The following is a 17,779-nucleotide window of genomic DNA, read 5'->3' on the forward strand; positions in this document are numbered from 1 at the left end:
CAGTGCAACCTCACCGCGGCAGGTAGCGCTTGTCGAGTTGACAAGCCACGGAGTACTGCGGATCGACAACGTTGGCGATCTCGAGATGCGCTGCTTGGCCTAGAAGCTGAAGCGCTTCGATCTTGTCGTAGCCGTGATCCTGCACCAGCCAGTTGACGAGATCGACGCAGGCGATCCGCAGCGCATCGATCAACGGCCGCGTGCTGCCGATCGACATGATCATTCTGTCGTTCTCGAGCCGGGGCCAGTTGATCTTTTTTCCCTTAATGAGATTCACCGTGAAGGTGACGTCAAACGAGGTCTCGATAGCGGCGCCGTCTATCTCGCCGTCACCCTGCGCAGCGTGCCCGTCGCCTAGCATGAAGAGCGCACCCGGTTCGAAAACCGGGAAAGACATCGTCACACCCTCAACGACCTCATTGAAGTCCATGTTCGCGCCATGAGGGCCGGGTATCAGCGAGCTGATGCATTCCTTGCCAGCAGGTGCGGTGCCGATTGTCCCGAAGAATGGCCGCAACGGGACCTCGACTTTGCCGATCTTGCTGTTGGGGAGGTCGAGGACACCGAGCATTCTCGATCTGTCGAGCCGCCAGATAAAGAGCCTGTCCGGCACCGGGTCGGTTATCATCGCCGTCTTGTATTCGGGGGCCAATGCTCCGAAGTAGGGGATAGAAGCTCCCCACCCCCAGTCTCTGTTGAGGCCGATCCTGTCGATACGCACGACGAGCGTATCGCCTGGCTCGGCGCCCTCGATATAGAATGGCCCGGTCTGCGGGTTTACTCTGGTAAGGTCGAGTCTCGGAAACACCGTCTTGTCGGTCGGCTGGAAGACGTCGTTCGCCGCGTCCTTGGTCCTTGTGATCACCGTGTCGCCTGGCCTGATGCGGATCGCCGGCGGATGTGCATGGCAATAGGTGAAGTAAACAGTGTCTCCCGGGTCATAGCGGACTTCCGCGGCCGAGGCAGGCGCGACCCCAATAACTATGAGTGCCGAGGATAGAGCCACGATGGCCGCTCGTACCGACTGCTCGTTCATTCGACTCATAGAAATTCCTCCTGTGTTGGCAGCGTAGATTGTTGCTACGGAGGCGGCGTAAGAGTTCCGCTCGTCATCTCATGGGGCGTTTCCTTCCTCGCACTGTCGGCCAAGCTTGCCGGCGGCTTGGCGCGCTCATAGAAGCCGCTGTCATACAGAAGGCCGAAGAGATCGGAGTTCGCCGGCAACACCATCGTCGTGCCCTCCTTGACGAACTTGCGCGACGCGTCGAGCGTCCGCCGCAGCGCGTAGAACTGCGGTGCCTCGCGAAGCGAGTCGGCGTAGATGCGGGCGGCCTCTGCTTCGCCAGCGCCGCGGTGCCGCTGGGCCACCTTGAAGGCCTCGGTTAGAATGCTCGTCTTCTCACCCTGAGCCGCGGAACGGATCTTGAGGCCTTCCTCCTCGCCCTCGGAGCGGTAGCGCATGCTAATTGCGGCACGCTCGGAGCGCATGCGAGCGTAGACCGTGAGCCGGTTGCGCTTAGGGAAATCAAAGCGCAACAGCTGCACGTCAAGGATCTCGATGCCGTAGTCCCGAAGCGCAACATTCCGGCACTTTGCTGCGACTTCGGCGAGCAAAGCCTCTGCTCGATAGGCTTCGGTCGAGACAAAGGCAGCGAGCGGACTTTGGCCAATGGCGGCGCCAAGCTCCGCAGAGAGGATGTCGCCCAAGCGCGATTCCGCACCCGCCTTGTTGAGAACCGTCTCAAAGAACCGTTTGGGCTCGGCTATGCGCCACATGACGGCGCCCGCTGCCGTCACGGCAGTCTTCTCAAGCGTCAGGAATTCGCTGAGTGGGGGCTGGTAAACAAAAAGCCTTCCGTCGAACTTGGTAACGCTTTCGTAAGGCAGCTTCACGCCAAGGCCCGGCGTGGTGACTACCTGCACAGGCCTGCCGAACGACGTGACGACAGCCCGCTCCCCATCGCCAACGGCGAAAAGACATAACGTAGTCGCCACGACAGCGCCAAGCACTCCCGCGGCGCCCAGAATAGCTTGCCTAGGCTTCGAGCTTGAGCGGGCCATTGCTCATTTGCCTAACGAGCTGGGGCTTTTCTCATTCTGTAGGGCGTGTTTCGGGTGGTCAAGGAATTTGTCTCCGGTGAACTGCTTGTATGAGCTTCCGTCCGCAGTCCCGCCGGTTGGCTCGGGTCGAGGCCGTCGGTCCCAACGAGCACCTCGAGAAGCTGGGCAACTCGCCGCGGGCACCCGGCATGATCAACTGCTAAAACCAACGTTCTGAAGGCCTGCAAAGACCGGTCAAGTGTAAACGTTGGCAGCGAACCCTTCGCGCCTGGAGAGTTGTGGCTAGCAGTCAATGACCTCTAAGGCCTTCGTTCCAATAAATGGAACCATCGCCATCGTCCAAGTAAGCGCGAAACAATCTCCAAGCCTGGAACTTTAGTGGATCGGGGCAAATCGAGATAGCGCGAAATGGAACCCTCCAGGCGAATGTCCGAACACATCGAACACAAGACTGCCCGGTCGATCTGTGACGAGGTGGGTGACCGATTGCGGCTGGACTTAGCTCTCGAAGCCTAGCCTCTGCCGCCTTACTCGAACGCCTAGTTGATGAATTGCGCAAGCAGGAGCGTCGTCTCATTGAGGGCGTCGAAAGCTGGCGCTATCGCTGACTGCTTCTTTATCAGGCGATAGTCGCGGCCATGTGAGCGCGTAAAGAACGCCGTCGCCGCTCCTAACCCGGCGGCGGCTTGTTCTGCTAATCTTATCGCTGAGTGCGGTTAATGTTGCGCCGGCAAATCAACTGATTACAGATCGAATAATTGATGCGGCGCATGAGTCTCTTCTTGGCCCGTTGCCGACCTGCGTGACCAGCGCGCAGATGTCCGGTTTATGGGGTGGAGCGGACTAGCACCTGATGATTGGCGAGGTCGCCTGTTGACCCGAAGCAGCCATTGACAAGCATTCAACTTCAATCGCTGCAGCTAAGAGTACGTTATTTAAGTTGTTGTCTGATCCAGCGTGCTCACTCAATCAGGCTTCTTAGTCCAAACTGAGCCGTTAGACCATTTGATCTTGTTTGGAGATAGAAGCTGGGCAGTATACGTACGATCGTCCGGGAATGTTATCTTGATATTGGTTGCGTCGACAATCGAGCCGCTGGCCTCGTGTCGATCAAAGTCCGACATGTCAATCTTGATCGACTTGGATCCCTCCCAAATGACTGCACTTCGGGCACTCCCATCGGTCCAGTTGCCATTTAAATCCATTACAGTATTCACAACCTTGACCCAGACTGAACCGTTCGACCACCGAATTTTGTTCGGTGCCTCAAGGTGGCCCGTATACGTCCTGTCGTCGGGAAACTTTACTGTGATCGTATCCGAATTATCAATCGAGCCGCGGGCCGTTGGCCGATCGAAGGACGACATATCGACCTTCAGAGACGACGGGAATTCGACGGAAATTGCGGCGCTTCGCGAACTTCCATCGCTCCAATCGCCATTCAGATTCAAGAAGGTGTTAACGGGGTCCCAGTTGACAGGAAAGCCCGGTGTCCAATAGCGCTCGTCGAGGTAGTTCATGCAGCCTTCGCCTGCCGTGACAAGGTCAGCGAACTTCATGTTGTGCCATTTCGCCTTACACAGCGCCGCAGTCCTTTCTGGCTGTTGTGCGTTCCAGCCAAAAGAATACTGGTCGAGGTAAGTGTCATTAATGTCGTCGTCGTGACCCGGGTACGCCTGGCAAGGAGCGGTAATCGACATGAAATCGTTCGTGAGGATGTCGGCAGCCTGAAACTTGGCGGGAGTGTACAAGACGCTGATCTCTCCGCCCATTGACCAGTAACCGTACAAGGTGTGCTTCTTCCAGGCATGGAAGATTAGTTTTCCCACGCCAAGCCGGTACTCGACCATGGAGCCATCGTCGGTGGCCCATCTTTCGGCGTCATTCACGATACCAGTGAACTTCAGATTGGGCCTAGAGAAGACGACGGTATCGCTTGCTGAGCCGCTCGCATTTCGTATTCCGCCGGCCTCTTTAAGATCGATCGTTTGGTCACCGACAACGAGCACGCCATTCGCCGAGGAAATCGCATCGAGGACGGGGTCCCCGAAAGTCACGGCAGGTGTGCCGTCAGCGGCTTGCCGCGAATACGTACCCCTTCGAGACATCGTTCCGCGGATGCCTCTGCCGTCTAGCTTCGCGCCGAGGACCTGATGAAGGTAGGCATTGAGCTCATCGAAGTTGGCGAATGTGTGCCGATCGGGCTGAATCAAGACGCCATGCGCGGCGAGTTGCGCCCCGCCATCCGGCCGGATAGTCGTGGTTTGACGGATAGTGCGGAGATTGGACATGTGTCTGCCTCCAGCAATTAGTGGAAAGTTGAGACATTCCCATATGCACGGCCGATCAGGCCAACCTAGTCCAATTTACCGGCAGGTAACGTGATGTAGCTAACAGGAAGAACACGTCAACGCATCCCAAACTTGTGATGTCTATTCCAATTTGGTGGCAAACGCTCGAATTTCCGCATCTGGCCCGAAAGTGAAGTCCGGTCTGGCTCTTTGAACGTCGGCTTGTCGGGGTAAACCGGAAGCAGCCGAACGATCTTCCGAATGGCGCCATTTGACCCTGAGCGGACGTGGCTGATGTCCCGTCCTATCCCTTCCGGAGTGATTGTTTGAATGGCTACGATGCCTTACCCTGAGCCTCGGGGAGAGGCAAAGACACCGAATGAAAGAAGTCTACCCATTTCAGAGTTCGGACGACGAACGGAAAAGGCTTATCGCCCAAAGCGGATTGGTGGCCCCGTTGACACGGCGGCTGTTTGAAAGAGCCGGCATCACGGCTGGGATGCGTGTTCTCGACATCGGCTCAGGATCGGGCGATGTCGCGTTGTTGGCGGCCCACTTGGTGGGGCCTACGGGTGAGGTCACCGGTATTGACCGCGATCCCGCCCAAGTCGAATACGCCGAGCGACGCGCCAAGACGCAAGGGCTCACAAACGTTCACTTTGTCGCGGGCGATTTTCGGGAAATCGAATTCACTCCGGCCGTAGACGCAATTGTTGGCCGGCTCGTTCTCATGTATGCGGCAGACCCACTCGACGCGATACTGCGCGCTCTTCGAAATCTTAAATCGGGCGGCATAATTGCACTCCAAGAATCGATCATCGACTATGAGGGCCCGGTATTCATCGAGCCGCTCGATTGTTTAGCCGCTAGGGCCGCCGAGTGGTTCCGAGCCGGATTCAAACACGCAGGCGTTCATTCACGAATGGGTATGCGATTGTTTGGATTGATGCGCAAAGCCGGCCTGACCCCCTCCACTGAAATCGAAATGCTGGTTCCCATCCAAGAGGGGCCGGATGGTGCGCTTTTTACCACGCTTGTTTCCGTGGTCCGATCCCAGATCCCGGCTATTGTGGCGAGTGGAGCAGCCACAGAGGCTGAAATCCAGATCGATACGCTGGAGGAAAGAATGATCGCCGATGCGCCAGCTGACGGCGTCGTGGGATATTTTAACTTAGGACATGTCGGCGTTTGGGCGACCAAGCCCTATCGGCACCCACGTCCGCTCTTGGCTGATCGATGAGGCCCGTCGTAGTTAGGATGTTGAAGAGCCGCTTGTGGCCCATCGCTGCCCAGCGGAATGCTCGGTGGGGCGTCGGCTGTCGGGTGTGGAGCGGAAACTGATTGCAGCGGTCTGGACCGCAGGGGTCGCAGAAGTTCAGCGACTTAAATTCTGGTGGTTCTTTCTACCGAATGCCGCTCCATTGCGTGCTATCCAGGATCAAGCTGGGACCAAGCCACGCACCACACGGAACACCATGGGAAATGACCGGGGTCCATCTGGCAAGCCAACAAGATATCCGGTACGGACATGCTGTTCGATTGAACCGCGGGCGTCATCTGAAAGTGCCATCAATAAGCCCGTGACGCTGCCCGGGCCATCGGTGAACGTAGCCCAATAATCCGCGAAGGACGAATACTCGCAATCCACGACAAGGGGAACCTCCGTCACGTCGGTGAGGCCAATCTTCCGCCACAACGCCGCCTGACCGTCAGGCCAGAAGACTTGGCGCCCCGCCCGCATGGACCTGAGCGTGGCGAAGTCGGCCTCAAGTGCAGCACCGGTGTTAATGACGAGATCCCAGGCGGGCATGCCCCCAAGGAACTGAGTAACAGCGGACGCGACCACACCGCCTGGACGGGTCACGCGCTTCATCTCGGCAACCACCTCTTCAATTTCCGGAATAACGTCCAGGGCCAACGTGGAAACGGCCGCATCGAATACAGCATTCTCGAACCGCATTTGCCGGACGTCACCGTGTTCATACGCGATGTTGGGGTGGGATCGACGAAGACGAGCTCCTTCCAGGTATCCCTCCGATGCATCAACACCGACCACATGCGCACCCGCTTGGGCCAGCGCTCTGGTCAACACCCCTGTCCCGCAGGCTACATCGAGCACGCGACTGCCTGGAGCGATATTGACACAAGTGAGAAGTTGGCTTGCCAGATATTCGCTCCAACGCCCCATGAAAGTCTCGTATACGTCGGGATCAGCCCAATTGTATCGAAGTGCGGTTTCCATGGCTTGCCATCCTCCCTTGATCGGGAATGGAACATACCACAGGTTTGCGGGCAGCGCGTATCGCGTAGCTTCCTGGCAGCGTGAACGGTTCGATCACCCCCACAGAGCTTCCGAGAACCAGAACAGTAGGGGAATGGCCCAAGCTCCAGCATGGTTCTAACCCGACGCTGATAGGCAGGCTGGTGTCACCTGAGGCATCAGCTTACACCCACTGACACCAAAATTCTCATAGTCACAGCCGGGAGGACCCTCCTTTATTCAGACACTTACCTGTCGTTTGGTGGTCTTTGCTACCGAATGCCGGACATATTGGCTGCATGCCCAGGGATGAGAGACATCTTGAGAGAATTGCTGGTCTTGCACCTCAATAAGAGGTGCTCGCTAAGCTAAAGGCCGAATGGTCGCCTGAAATGGTGCCTGTAACCCTCGTGGGTACCGCATTGGCGGAGGCTCTTGTCGAGCATTTCAATCGACTACCAAACAGCACAATACACTCCGTCTTTGAACTCTGCGAACAAGCGCTCGAAAATGGCTCTGCTCAAGAACGTGCCGCTTTATCAATCGGCTTTCTTGAATCACTACAGCATGCAGATAGCACAAAGGCATTCGATTTCAGGTCGGTGATAGGCTTCCTGGGGCCGAAGTCCAGAGAGCATTGCTCAGCGATGGATAGGTTTTGGAGAGCCACCACGACCGGCTTGTAGAGGTCCGCTTTTGGCCCCGCAGCCGACCAACTTCGTCGCCTGCCGCTAGTCCGGTATTTGGGGTAGTCCGGACTTCGCATCAGCGATCGTTCGACCGCCGCTCGTGACCCCGAGCGGATATTGAGCCTTGAATGTGGGCTGCCCGTTGCCCGAGTAAGAACTCATTAGTCCGCGGCCTCTTTCTCCCTGACGGGCTGCGCGGGAGCACCGAGTTGCATCGCAGCGGCGTATCCGACCTCTGTAAGCCTGCTCAGAGTGATCTCACCACGGTTGGCACATTCAATTATTTTGCCCGCGATGATCCGACGAGCACGGTGTTTCTCGCCGCCCGTTGGAAGCAGTAAACACGCACGCTCAAGGGCGACTTCCATGTTAGCTAAAGTCCGGGAATTGAAGGTATCAGTGATCATATGATCCTCCTTTGCATCGCTTTACTTCGGTGGTCGAAGGCCGGGAGATTTCAACCACGCATTTAGGTGCGCAGCCGCGTCTATTTGGCGAGCCTTCCGCAACAATTCGTCGCGTTGTTTTCCCGGCCGCAACTTGCTGGCCTGCGCGTTGAACTTGGCTGCTGCTTCAGCAAGCTGATCTTCAAATGAGTGCGGCTTTGGCCGATTACGTTTCATCGCGCGGCATTGATCCGGGCTGGTGGCCGACCAATGTGAAGTCCGCGCATGAATACTGTCTGTATGATACCTTACATAACGGCATTTAATGCTGGCTATGTCGGGTAAAACACGTACTATGTTGAAATTATCGGATATCCACTATGGCACCGATAGCTGAGAGTTCTTTGCGCTCCCGCCTGTCCTCAGGAGCGCACGATGATGAACCTTTTACTCAGCCAACTCAGCCAAGGCGACTTCAAACGACTTGAGCCTTATCTCAAGGTCACATCTTTCAAACAGCACTCGGTGTTGTTCGAAGCAGAACAGGAAATCAAGCACGTCTACTTTCCGACGGGCGCAGTTGTGTCTTTGGTCGTGACGCTCGCGTCAGGGGAAACGGTCGAGGCTGCCATGGTCGGCGCTGACGGCGTCGTTGGGGCCTCGGCGGCGCTTGACGGACGCATTTCGCTTAGCCGCGGGATTGTCCAACTGGCCGGCGACATCATCATCTGTAGCATCGACGGATTGAAATCAACCGCATTGCAGAGCCCCAAACTATTGTCTCTGCTCATTCGTCATGAGCAGACGGTCTATGCGCAGGCACAACAATCAGCGGCTTGTCTTGCAGCACACCATGTTCAAGCACGCCTTTGCCGGTGGCTACTGCGGGCAAGGGATCTGTCGGGCAGCGATACCCTGCTTTTCACGCAAGAATATCTGGCCGAAATGCTCGCGGTCCAGCGAACGAGCGTGACAATCGTCGCGCACACCCTGCAATCTGCCGGTCTAATAAAGTACGCTCGCGGAAAGATCCAAATTCTCGATGCGGATGGTCTGCAAGACGGCGCATGTGAGTGCTACAGCACGGTTAAGCGCCATTACGAGAGGCTGTTGGGTCCTGCCACGTAAAGTGCCATCGTTCAAAGGAGGCACACCCTAGCAGCCCCGATGTTAAAATCGGCACTACGCCAGTCGCGGGTCTCTATCGAGTTTGAGTGTCGCCTGTTGGCCCCTCAGGCGACCAACTTCGTCGCCTGCAGCTGGTCTGGTGTTGAGGGCAGTTCGGACTTCGCATCAGCGATCCTTCGACCGCCGCTTGTGACCCGAATGTATGGTCCGGCCGTGCGGTGCAAGAAGATTTCGACGATCCGGTAGATACGGTCTTGCATCAATGTATCCGGCCTCTGATTGGAGCGTGTTGTGCTCCGGGCCATCATGGATATCAGCGCGCATTCGAGCTGATTAGCGGACAGGCCTCGTACGGGCCATTCGGGTCACCAGTGTTCGCATGCGCCGGGAAGACCGATCCTCCATCGTCGTCTCATCCTCTCGCAGACCTCGGCGGGTAAGGGTGTTTTTACGTCATCGATGGCTCCTCACTTAGCGCTGTTCCTTTGTTCGTGCCTGGCGGTCGTTCCTTCGTCCCGGCCTGCGCGCGCAGACGCGCCGCGCGCAGGGGTCGTCAAGGCCGGCCGTCGTGCTGTCCTGACGTCTTGCTTGCTCTCCTGCTGCCAGGCCGCGCCTTGACGGCCCCGAGCACAGCGCGAGGATCAAGCAGGTCGGGACGCCGTCTCCTCCGTCTTGACGCACGCGAAGGCGCGTCCCTTGTTGAGGACCGCCCAGGCGATCCGGGCGAGCTTGTTGGCGAGCGCAATCGCCAGCACGTTGTGGTGCAATCGTTTCTTGGCGGCTTGATCCAAGATTTGAGGCCATAGCGCTCCCAACACCTGACCTTGACCAGAACGACCCACGCAGCTTGCACGAACAGCGCGCGCAGGTAGCGATTGCCGCGCCTTGATATGCTGCCGAGGATCGTGCGATCGCCGGTCGATATCTGCTTCGGTACAAGTCCAAGCCAGGCGCCGAAGTCGCGGCCTTTCGAGAACACGTCTCCAGTGCCAATCGCAGCCACCATTGCGCTCGAGATGATCGGGCCAATGCCGGGCACCGTCATCAGTCGCTCGCAAGCCTTATCTTGAAGGGCCAGCGTTTCGATCTCGCTAGATAGCCCCTCGATCCGTTCATCCAGCCGGCGCCAGTCTTCCGCCAGACCCTCGATGATGCGCAACATGCGGGGCGAGAGCACATCGGTGCGTGTTGCCAAGATATCCGGCAACTCGAACCGCAGGGAACGCAGGCCGCCGCACGGCGATGCCCCGCTCCAGCAGGAACGCACGGATCTGATTGATGACGCCGGTACGCTGACCAACCAATCGATCGCGGACGCGGTGCGTGCCTGAAGGTCAAGCTGATCGGCGGTCTTGGTCGCGACGAACTTCATGGTCGGGCGTTGGACAGCCTCGGCGATGGCTTCCGCATCCCGGAAGTCATTTTTCTGTCCCTTCGAGTACGGGCGCACGTATTTCGCCGGCATCAGGCGGGCGTCGTGGCCAAGCATTTGAAGTTTGCGGCTGAGATGATGGGCGCCGACGCAGGCCTCCATACCGATCAAGCACGGCGGCAGGTTGGCGAGCCGCGTTTCCACCTGGCCGCGTGACCACTTCTGCCGCAGCACGATGGCACCGCGGTGATCATGACCCACGATGTGGAACGAGTTCTTGCCGATATCGATGCCGATTACGGCGATCGCTGCGTTGAGTTTCTGAGACATGGCGTGCTCCTTGTCTTGAGGCGCCCCTTGCCAGCTTCTCGTGCTGGCAGGGCCGGAGCACGGCCGGACCATCCCATTAGCGGACTCGGAATGGATGATTTAGCGCGCTTCGTTTGAGCCCGCATCGGCCTGCTAAACTCCAAGCAAGCGCTTCACAAATATTTCGTCGCCAATTTCGAGAGTCATCAGGTCTTCCCCAACCTCCAATGGCCCAGCATAGGTCTCTCTGGTCGCCGCGACCAATTCTTCGACGGATGGCGGGCTGACGGTCTCGCTCGCCAACATAACCAGGTGAGTGAATACGGCCAGCTTCGGTCGTGTGCGGGCGAATACCCGTCCGGCTTCTTGCGGCGACGTATGATGGTCCACGATGCGCCGGATGTGGGGCTCCTTGAGCAGTTCCAGTCGTGCCATCGCCACTTCATGAATCAGCAGATCGGCTCCCTCGCCGTAGCGAACCACGTTCTCGTTATATCGGGTGTCGCCGGACACGACCGCCAGGCGGTCTTGATATTCGATCCGGTAGCCGTAGGCGGGCTTGATGGCGTCGCCGTGATCTACCGTGAACGCAATGATGCGGAGGTCGCCGCTTTCATAAACGGGGCCATCACCAGCGAATTCCTTGACGGTGATTGCGGCGTGTTCTCTGGCGAGCTTCTCATCCGCGATGCGAATTTCGATGTCGCGGGCGTAGGCGGCTTCGAGATGCCGCATCAGGGTTTGGGTGCCAATCGGACCAATGACGTGGAAGGGCCGTTTGCGAGCCGCAAAATACGAGCTTAGCCAACCGGTCAACCAGAGGTCAGGAATTCCGACCGTATGGTCGGAATGGAAGTGGGTCAGCAGCAGGGCATCAATTCGACCCATGGGAACGCCGAGCTGGAATAATCGAATTGTCGCGCCACGGCCCGCATCGATGAGGACTCTTTGGTCGCCCGCTTCGATCAGCGTACTGGGGCCGAAGCGCTCGGGTCGGGGGATCGGAACCCCGGTCCCGAGTAATGTGACGCGGAAAAGCGAGGTCATCACTGCACTTTGATCCCGGCGTCGGCGACCACCTTCTTCCAATGCTGAACCTGTGATTTGACCAATTCGCCAAACGCGTCGGGCGGGCCGCCGACCGGCTCCGCACCAAGCTTGGCGAATGCCTCGCGCACGGACGGCTTTTGTAGCGCTCTGTTGATGGCCTCATTGAGTCGCGCGATGGTGTCCTTCGATACGCCGCGCCGGGCCTCGAATCCCACCCAGTCCTCCACCACAAGCGACGGGTAGCCGGCTTCGACGATCGTTGGAACATCTGGAAGCGCCGCCACACGCTTTGGACCTGTGACAGCAAGCGCACGCAGCTTGCCCGTCTTGATCAGATCGACGACCGGCAACATCGTTACAAACATGAATGCGTTCGTGCCATTGAGGAGGTCGCCGATGGCCTGCGGAAATTGCGCGTAAGGAACATGTTGCGCCCGCGTGCCCGTCTGCAGTTTGAACTGTTCGCCAATCAGGTGGGCCGGCGTGCCAAATCCGCCGGATGAAAAGGTTAGCTTGTCCGGCTGGCTCTTGAGAAGCGCGACAAGTTCAGCAACCGAGGCGGCGGGTACCGATGGATTGACCACCAGCACATTATAAGAGACCGACGCCTTGATGACCGGTTCGAAATCGTTTTCGAAGCCGTAGGAAATGCCTGGCACCAGTGCGGGCGCGGCAACGGACGGGACCGACATGCTGAACAAGCTGTGCCCGTCGGCTGGATGCGTGAGCACGTCGTTGGCGGCAATCGTCGTGATTCCACCGGGCCGGTTCTCCACGATCACGCGCCATTGCTCGCTTTCGGATAGCTCCTTCGCAATGATCCGGCTGATGATGTCGGGTGGCGTACCTCCGGTGTTGGGGGCTACGAAGCGGATGGTACCCGTCGGGAACACGGTCTCCGCGTGGGCAGAAAATCCAGGGGTCATTAACGCGATCATCAAGCCAAGGTGGCGGCTTATGTGGCCAATATTCTGCCTATACATGAAAGTTCTCCATGAAATCTGACCCTCAGCTTCAAAAGCGCGGCTGATGTGTCGCCATCTTCTGAGTCAATCATTGTAACTGCCAGAATAATCGACGTGCATTCCGCATTGTGGAATGCTAGGTTCCGGATTGCGGAATGCTGGAGCGAATGAATTGACGCAGGTCATCAAGGCTCTGGAGCGGGGGCTAAGGGTGCTTCAGGCCCTGCAAATGCAGCCGGACTCTTCGCTGCACGAACTGCATATGCTGACGGCTATTTCGAAGCCTAGCTTGCTGCGAGTTCTTCATACGCTCGCGCGGGCGGGGCTCGTGACAAGGCGGCTTGGGGATGGATGCTACAGGATCGGTGCTACACTTTCGCACGCGCCTTCCCGCCGGGAGCACGGTGATCGCATCGCTGAGGCCGCCGCGCCGGTCCTGGAGCGGCTATGTGCGCGGGTATCCTGGCCATCCGATCTGATGGTACCGGCTGGCGATCACATGGAAATCAGGGAAACCAACCGGACACGGAGTCCGATTCTCCTGCAGCAGGAACGGATAGGTTTGCCGATCAATTGGCTGCGGTCCGCGGTGGGAAGAGCTTATCTGGCTTACTGTCCCGCCAGCGAGCGTCAGCGCATCATTGGGCTGTTGGTTCATTCGACCAAGCCGGAGGATAGGCTGGCACGCGAACCTGAGCGTCTGAACGCGATCCTGGCCGAGGTGCGAGCACTGGGCTATGCGACGCGAGACGCCGCGCATGTGGGCGGTTATTATGGTGGCCCTCCGCATGCGGATGGCCTGCTCTCAATTGCGGTTCCGCTGCGCGATGGCCGGCGGGTGATCGGGGCCATCAACATGCTCTGGCTTCGCACGGCGTCTACGGTTGAGGCATTCGCCGCGCGCTACTTGTCGGAGCTTCAAGCCGCAGCTGCGGAAATCGTCACTAGTTTGCGCAAAAGGCGACATTGACCGAGGGATAAGTTCCTGAGGCGCAGACCCTCCGCTGTTCCGATCATGGACCTTCTGAGACATGCCGAATGCGCCATGGAATGTCAGGTATCGGGGGCAGATCGGAAGCGGCCCATACCTGCCGCGACTTCGCGTTTTGACCCCAGAACGGAAGTCGGCACCCACACGGCAACGTTAATTAATTACTGAACCAACACTTAATCGGTTCACTTCCCACAATTAGCTCGGATAAAGCGGATGGAAACGAACGTTGAAATGCAAGCTTTCTTTGGCACTCGCGCTCAACGACATAGACGACGGATATCACTAAGATGATTGATGCGATGGAAGCGAGGTACGGCCAACGTTCGTCACTCATTGAGCTCTCCCTAAGCAGGAGGGTTGCCGTGCGCTTTGGCGGATTTCATTTTCAGTTTAGACCCGAGGTTAGCCTAGCCCACGGATGTACTACTGTGAACTAGTTCACATGGCGGACTCAACGAAGGTTTGCCTGGCCGCAGTTAGCGGACAGGACGTCAGTTGTGACCCATGCCGGAAGTCGGCATCTGCGCCACGAGGCGTCTGGTCTGGTCGTGCCAATTCCGACCGTCCAGCGCTGCCAGGTATCCACATTCATTCGACGGATCGGATGCCTCGCGGTTCGCTACTTCGGTGCAAGGCGACGTAGTCGATTTCGCTGCGCGTAGTACCGATATCCATTAGCTCCCTGTCACTTAGGTCGGACAAGTTGGCTCGTAACCTCTGGCGTTTGCGCCACTCCTGAAATGCATTCCAATATGTTTCGAGGGGACTGTAGACCTGTCGCCTTGCGGTTGCCGGTCCCGGCTCGGTGGTCCCATGGATCGTGTTCATTGCGGTGTGTCCTGTCTGGACTGTTCACTAGGCGAAGTTGCCGCAAGATGGGCCCGCGCGCTTAACTGGTGGCTTACATTTCCCTTACCGGTGGCTTATTCTTCGCGTGCTAGGGGTACTACAGAGGCGCCCCGAGAAGGACTGGTAGCTTGCGCTATCTTTTCGAGGATTACACATTCGACACCGACCGGCGCGAGCTGCATCGGGGGACCGATGCGGTGTCGATCACACCGCAGGTGTTTGACCTGCTCGATTACCTGATCCGCAACAAGGATCGGGTTGTCAGCAAGGACGACCTCATCAAAGCCATTTGGAATGGGCGCAGCGTATCTGACGCGGCGGTGACAACGCGTCTGAATGCCGCCCGGGGTGCAATCGGCGATTCCGGCGAGGAACAGCGCTTCATCAAAACACTACCGCGCAAGGGCTTCCGCTTCGTCGGACAGGTGCGGGAAGCGCGAGAAGTTGCAGGCCCAAATCCGGGCGATGCGCCCGAGAGCGCTCCTGCAGTTCCCGACAAGCCCTCCATCGCCGTGCTGCCGTTCGCGAACATGTCTGGCGATCCCGAGCAGGAGTACTTCGCGGATGGGATGGTTGAGGAGATCACTACCGCGCTTTCGCGGTTCGGTTGGTTGTTCGTGATCGCTCGAAATTCGAGTTTCACCTTCAAGGGCAAAGCCGTCGACATCAAGGAAGTCGGGCGCAGGCTTGGCGTGCGCTATGTCCTTCAGGGGGCGGTGCGCAAAGCGTCGGGCAAAGTTCGCATCACGGGCCAGTTGATTGAAGCGGCTACGGACGCACACATTTGGGCGGACAAGTTCGAGCGTGACATGACAGATATTTTCGCGCTGCAGGACGAAGTCACGCTCGCCGTTATATCAGCTATTCAGCCAAAGTTATTTCAATCAGAAATTGCACTGACGACGCGGCGGCGACCGGAAGACCTCACCGCGTATGATCTTTATCTCCGGGCTATACAGCAAGCCGTCCGATCGACCCGCGAAAGCTTGGCCGAGGCACTCCGAGTGGTCCAGCGCGCCTTGGAGCTTGACCCTGGGTTTGCTGCTGCGGCAGCTTTGGCAGGTGCCTGTCATATGGAAAACGTGATTAGGAGCTATGCGATCGACCCACAATTCGAACGCAAGGAAGCCGCTCGGCTTATGCGCTTGGCATTGAGCCTCGACGATCATGATCCAGACACGTTAGCAACTGCTGCATTAATCTCGGCTATGTTAGTCGGCGATTGTGAGGCTGAGATCGATATGGCCGATCGGGCGGTCGCGCTCAACCCAAATTCAAATTACGCATGGAGCCGCAGAGGCTGGGTCTATAAGATTGCGGGGCAGTCGGAGGAAGCGATCCGGAGCTTTGAACGTGCCATGCGAATGAGCCCGTTAGACCCGCATCAATACTCAGCCTTAACCGGGATGGGATTTGCCCTTATTGAGCTTCGTCGCTTTGATGAGGCCATCGTTGCAGGGAAGAAAGCCCTGCGTCAGAACCCTTCCTATCCAGGACCATACCGCTGCCTCGCGTCCGCTTTCGCCCATCTCGGACGCGACGCTGAGGCCCGTGAGGCGGCGGCTCGTATGCTTGAGATCGACCCCACTTTCACAATATCGGCGTGGATCGCTCGGAGTTGGCTATCAAAGAATGCGAAGCTGATGATTGAGGGTTTTCGGAAAGCGGGATTGACCGAATGAATCTGTGCTCGTCCGCATCGACAGGCTGATCTATAGGGGCGCGATTTGCCGCGGCGTATGAGTCGGCTGTTGGCCCATCGCGTCATTTCGCGTCCATGCAACGCTTCGGTCGCTTTCGGAGCGGAGCGGACGTCAGATGGCAGGCAGCGCCGGTTGGCTCAGTCGAGAATGACCCTGGCTGTGTGAAAACGCTGCGCTTGATGTGATTCGCGCGATATGCTTCCCGCACGATTTGCGGGGGGCTGGAATGAAGCGCTTCGTTGCGGAGGCGGATCGTGGGCAGTCGACGTTATTGCCCGAATGCCTCGATGATTTCATTGACGAGAGCAACCCTGTTCGGGTGATCGACGTGTTCGTCGATGCGCTCGATTTGGCCGAGTTAAGCTTCGAGGGGCTGGAGCCGGCGGCGACCGGTCGGCCGTCATACCATCCCTCGGTTCTCCTGAAGCTTTACATCTACGGCTATCTGAACCGGGTGCAGTCGAGCCGACGGCTCGAACGAGAGGCCGGACGCAACGTCGAGGCCATGTGGCTGCTGGGCCGGCTCACTCCCGATCACAAGACGATCGCGGACTTCCGCAAAGACAACGGCCTGGCGCTCCGCAAGGTATGTGCACGCTTCGTCGAACTCTGCCGTGAAGTGGGTCTCCTCGCGACATCGAGCGTCGCCATCGATGGCAGCAAGTTCAAAGCGGTGAACAACCGGGACAAGAACTTCACACGGGCGAAGGTGGAGCGGCGGCGCGCCCAGCTGGAGGAGAGCGTCGCGCGCTATCTGAGCCAACTTGACGCGGCCGACCGGCAGGAGCCGACGGAGGCGCTGGCCGCCAAGGTGACGAGGCTGACCGAGAAGCTGACGAAGCTGAAGGAAGAAATGGGCAAGCTTGCTGTCTACGAGAAGCAGATGCTTGCTTCGCCAGATCAGCAAATCTCCCTGACTGATCCCGACAGCCGTTCGATAGCCACGAGCGGCCGCGGCTCCGGCGTTGTCGGCTACAACGTGCAGGTCGCCGTCGACACAGGACATCATTTGATCGTGACGCACGAGGTGACGAACAGCGGTTCAGATCGGGCACAACTCGCCAATATGGCCAAGCAGGCGAAGGCTGTTGTAAAGACCGAGACACTCGAAGCTGTAGCCGATCGCGGCTACTTCAACAGCCCGGAGATCCTCGCGTGCCACGAGGCCGGCATCACGGTAACGCTGCCTAAGCCGCAGACGTCGGGCGCCAAATCCGAGGGGCGCTTCGGTAAGCAGGACTTTGCGTATTTGCCAGGGGAGGACGCCTATCGCTGTCCAGCTGGGGAGCGATTGCCGTATCGCTACACAAACGAAGAAGACGGCAAGATGCTGCGGCGTTACTGGACCACAGCCTGTCAAAATTGTTCGCACGACCGGTCAGAGCGGCGGATTACGCGATGGGAACATCAGCATCTGCTCGAGGGCGTGCAGCAGCGACTTGATGCAAGCCCACAAGCCATGCGCCAGCGTCGCGAGATAGTCGAGCATACGTTCGGTACGATGAAGGCTCGCATGGGAGCGACACACTTCCTCACCAAAACGCTCCCAAAAGTAGCCGCCGAGATGGCACTCTCGGTCCTCGCCTATAATCTGACGCGAGTCATGAACATCGTCGGGAGCAAGCAGCTGATGGCTGCGATCGTGGCCTGAGACCGAGCCGGTCCCGGCTTTTCACCGACTTTCCAGGGAACCGTGTTTTTACACGACCAAGACCCGAAGCT

At 58.1% G+C, this 17,779-nt stretch carries 15 protein-coding genes; 6 read left to right on the forward strand and 9 right to left on the reverse strand.

Annotated features, from left to right (window positions below; all coding sequences use genetic code 11):
- Positions 1 to 10 precede the first annotated feature (10 nt).
- The 3 genes from HCN50_RS06895 to HCN50_RS06905 all read right to left on the reverse strand — a co-directional run bounded on the left by HCN50_RS06895 (position 11) and on the right by HCN50_RS06905 (position 4,352).
- Positions 11 to 1,045 (reverse strand): acetamidase/formamidase family protein, encoded by a 1,035-nt coding sequence (locus HCN50_RS06895; RefSeq protein ID WP_171708873.1) that lies wholly within the window; start codon positions 1,043 to 1,045, stop codon positions 11 to 13.
- Positions 1,046 to 1,080: 35 nt separating this feature from the next.
- Positions 1,081 to 2,061 carry a protease modulator HflC gene (hflC, locus tag HCN50_RS06900; RefSeq protein ID WP_235976805.1) on the reverse strand — a complete coding sequence of 327 codons (981 nt, stop codon included), beginning with the start codon at positions 2,059 to 2,061 and terminating at the stop codon, positions 1,081 to 1,083.
- Positions 2,062 to 3,026: 965 nt separating this feature from the next.
- On the reverse strand, positions 3,027 to 4,352 hold the full coding sequence (locus HCN50_RS06905; RefSeq protein WP_171708875.1) for a hypothetical protein: 1,326 nt from the start codon (positions 4,350 to 4,352) through the stop codon (positions 3,027 to 3,029).
- Positions 4,353 to 4,731: 379 nt separating this feature from the next.
- On the opposite strand from HCN50_RS06905, the gene HCN50_RS06910 reads away from it, so the two are divergent.
- Positions 4,732 to 5,592, forward strand: a complete 861-nt coding sequence (locus HCN50_RS06910) for a class I SAM-dependent methyltransferase (protein WP_171708876.1) — start codon at positions 4,732 to 4,734, stop codon at positions 5,590 to 5,592.
- A gap of 198 nt (positions 5,593 to 5,790) precedes the next feature.
- Here HCN50_RS06910 and HCN50_RS06915 read toward each other — a convergent pair whose 3' ends face one another.
- A complete protein-coding gene (locus HCN50_RS06915; protein ID WP_171708877.1) occupies positions 5,791 to 6,594 on the reverse strand; it encodes a class I SAM-dependent methyltransferase in 804 nt (267 codons plus the stop codon).
- A 374-nt stretch (positions 6,595 to 6,968) separates the two neighbouring features.
- Here HCN50_RS06915 and HCN50_RS34990 point away from each other — a divergent pair, with 374 nt between their 5' ends.
- Positions 6,969 to 7,298: a DUF7674 family protein gene (locus HCN50_RS34990; protein ID WP_446471641.1), complete on the forward strand. Its 330-nt coding sequence runs from the start codon at positions 6,969 to 6,971 to the stop codon at positions 7,296 to 7,298.
- A 164-nt stretch (positions 7,299 to 7,462) separates the two neighbouring features.
- Here HCN50_RS34990 and HCN50_RS06920 read toward each other — a convergent pair whose 3' ends face one another.
- Entirely contained in the window at positions 7,463 to 7,708 is a 246-nt protein-coding gene (locus HCN50_RS06920) for a hypothetical protein (RefSeq protein ID WP_210264800.1), read from the reverse strand.
- Between the two features lie 414 nt (positions 7,709 to 8,122).
- Between HCN50_RS06920 and HCN50_RS06925 the strand changes: the two genes are divergently transcribed.
- Positions 8,123 to 8,815 carry a Crp/Fnr family transcriptional regulator gene (locus HCN50_RS06925; RefSeq protein WP_171708878.1) on the forward strand — a complete coding sequence of 231 codons (693 nt, stop codon included), beginning with the start codon at positions 8,123 to 8,125 and terminating at the stop codon, positions 8,813 to 8,815.
- Between the two features lie 553 nt (positions 8,816 to 9,368).
- Here the strand turns inward: HCN50_RS06925 and HCN50_RS06930 are convergent.
- The 3 genes from HCN50_RS06930 to HCN50_RS06940 all read right to left on the reverse strand — a co-directional run bounded on the left by HCN50_RS06930 (position 9,369) and on the right by HCN50_RS06940 (position 12,529).
- Complete coding sequence (locus tag HCN50_RS06930) at positions 9,369 to 10,517, reverse strand: IS110 family RNA-guided transposase (RefSeq protein ID WP_235976806.1); 1,149 nt, start codon at positions 10,515 to 10,517, stop codon at positions 9,369 to 9,371.
- A gap of 132 nt (positions 10,518 to 10,649) precedes the next feature.
- A complete protein-coding gene (locus HCN50_RS06935; RefSeq protein WP_171708879.1) occupies positions 10,650 to 11,543 on the reverse strand; it encodes an MBL fold metallo-hydrolase in 894 nt (297 codons plus the stop codon).
- Positions 11,543 to 12,529, reverse strand: coding sequence for a Bug family tripartite tricarboxylate transporter substrate binding protein (locus HCN50_RS06940; RefSeq protein WP_171708880.1), 987 nt, complete (start codon positions 12,527 to 12,529; stop codon positions 11,543 to 11,545). Before HCN50_RS06940 ends, HCN50_RS06935 begins: the two co-directional genes overlap by 1 nt.
- A gap of 154 nt (positions 12,530 to 12,683) precedes the next feature.
- Here HCN50_RS06940 and HCN50_RS06945 point away from each other — a divergent pair, with 154 nt between their 5' ends.
- Positions 12,684 to 13,481 carry an IclR family transcriptional regulator domain-containing protein gene (locus HCN50_RS06945; protein ID WP_171708881.1) on the forward strand — a complete coding sequence of 266 codons (798 nt, stop codon included), beginning with the start codon at positions 12,684 to 12,686 and terminating at the stop codon, positions 13,479 to 13,481.
- 612 nt (positions 13,482 to 14,093) lie between these two features.
- On the opposite strand, the gene HCN50_RS34195 is transcribed toward HCN50_RS06945, so the two are convergent.
- A complete protein-coding gene (locus HCN50_RS34195) occupies positions 14,094 to 14,333 on the reverse strand; it encodes a DUF1127 domain-containing protein (RefSeq protein ID WP_171708882.1) in 240 nt (79 codons plus the stop codon).
- Between the two features lie 149 nt (positions 14,334 to 14,482).
- Between HCN50_RS34195 and HCN50_RS06955 the strand changes: the two genes are divergently transcribed.
- Both HCN50_RS06955 and HCN50_RS06960 read left to right on the forward strand, forming a co-directional pair.
- Positions 14,483 to 16,036 carry a winged helix-turn-helix domain-containing tetratricopeptide repeat protein gene (locus HCN50_RS06955; RefSeq protein WP_171708883.1) on the forward strand — a complete coding sequence of 518 codons (1,554 nt, stop codon included), beginning with the start codon at positions 14,483 to 14,485 and terminating at the stop codon, positions 16,034 to 16,036.
- Between the two features lie 247 nt (positions 16,037 to 16,283).
- A complete protein-coding gene (locus HCN50_RS06960) occupies positions 16,284 to 17,708 on the forward strand; it encodes an IS1182 family transposase (protein ID WP_171708884.1) in 1,425 nt (474 codons plus the stop codon).
- Positions 17,709 to 17,779: the final 71 nt, after the last annotated feature.

The sequence above is a fragment of the Bradyrhizobium archetypum genome, assembly GCF_013114835.1.
Lineage (GTDB): Bacteria > Pseudomonadota > Alphaproteobacteria > Rhizobiales > Xanthobacteraceae > Bradyrhizobium > Bradyrhizobium archetypum.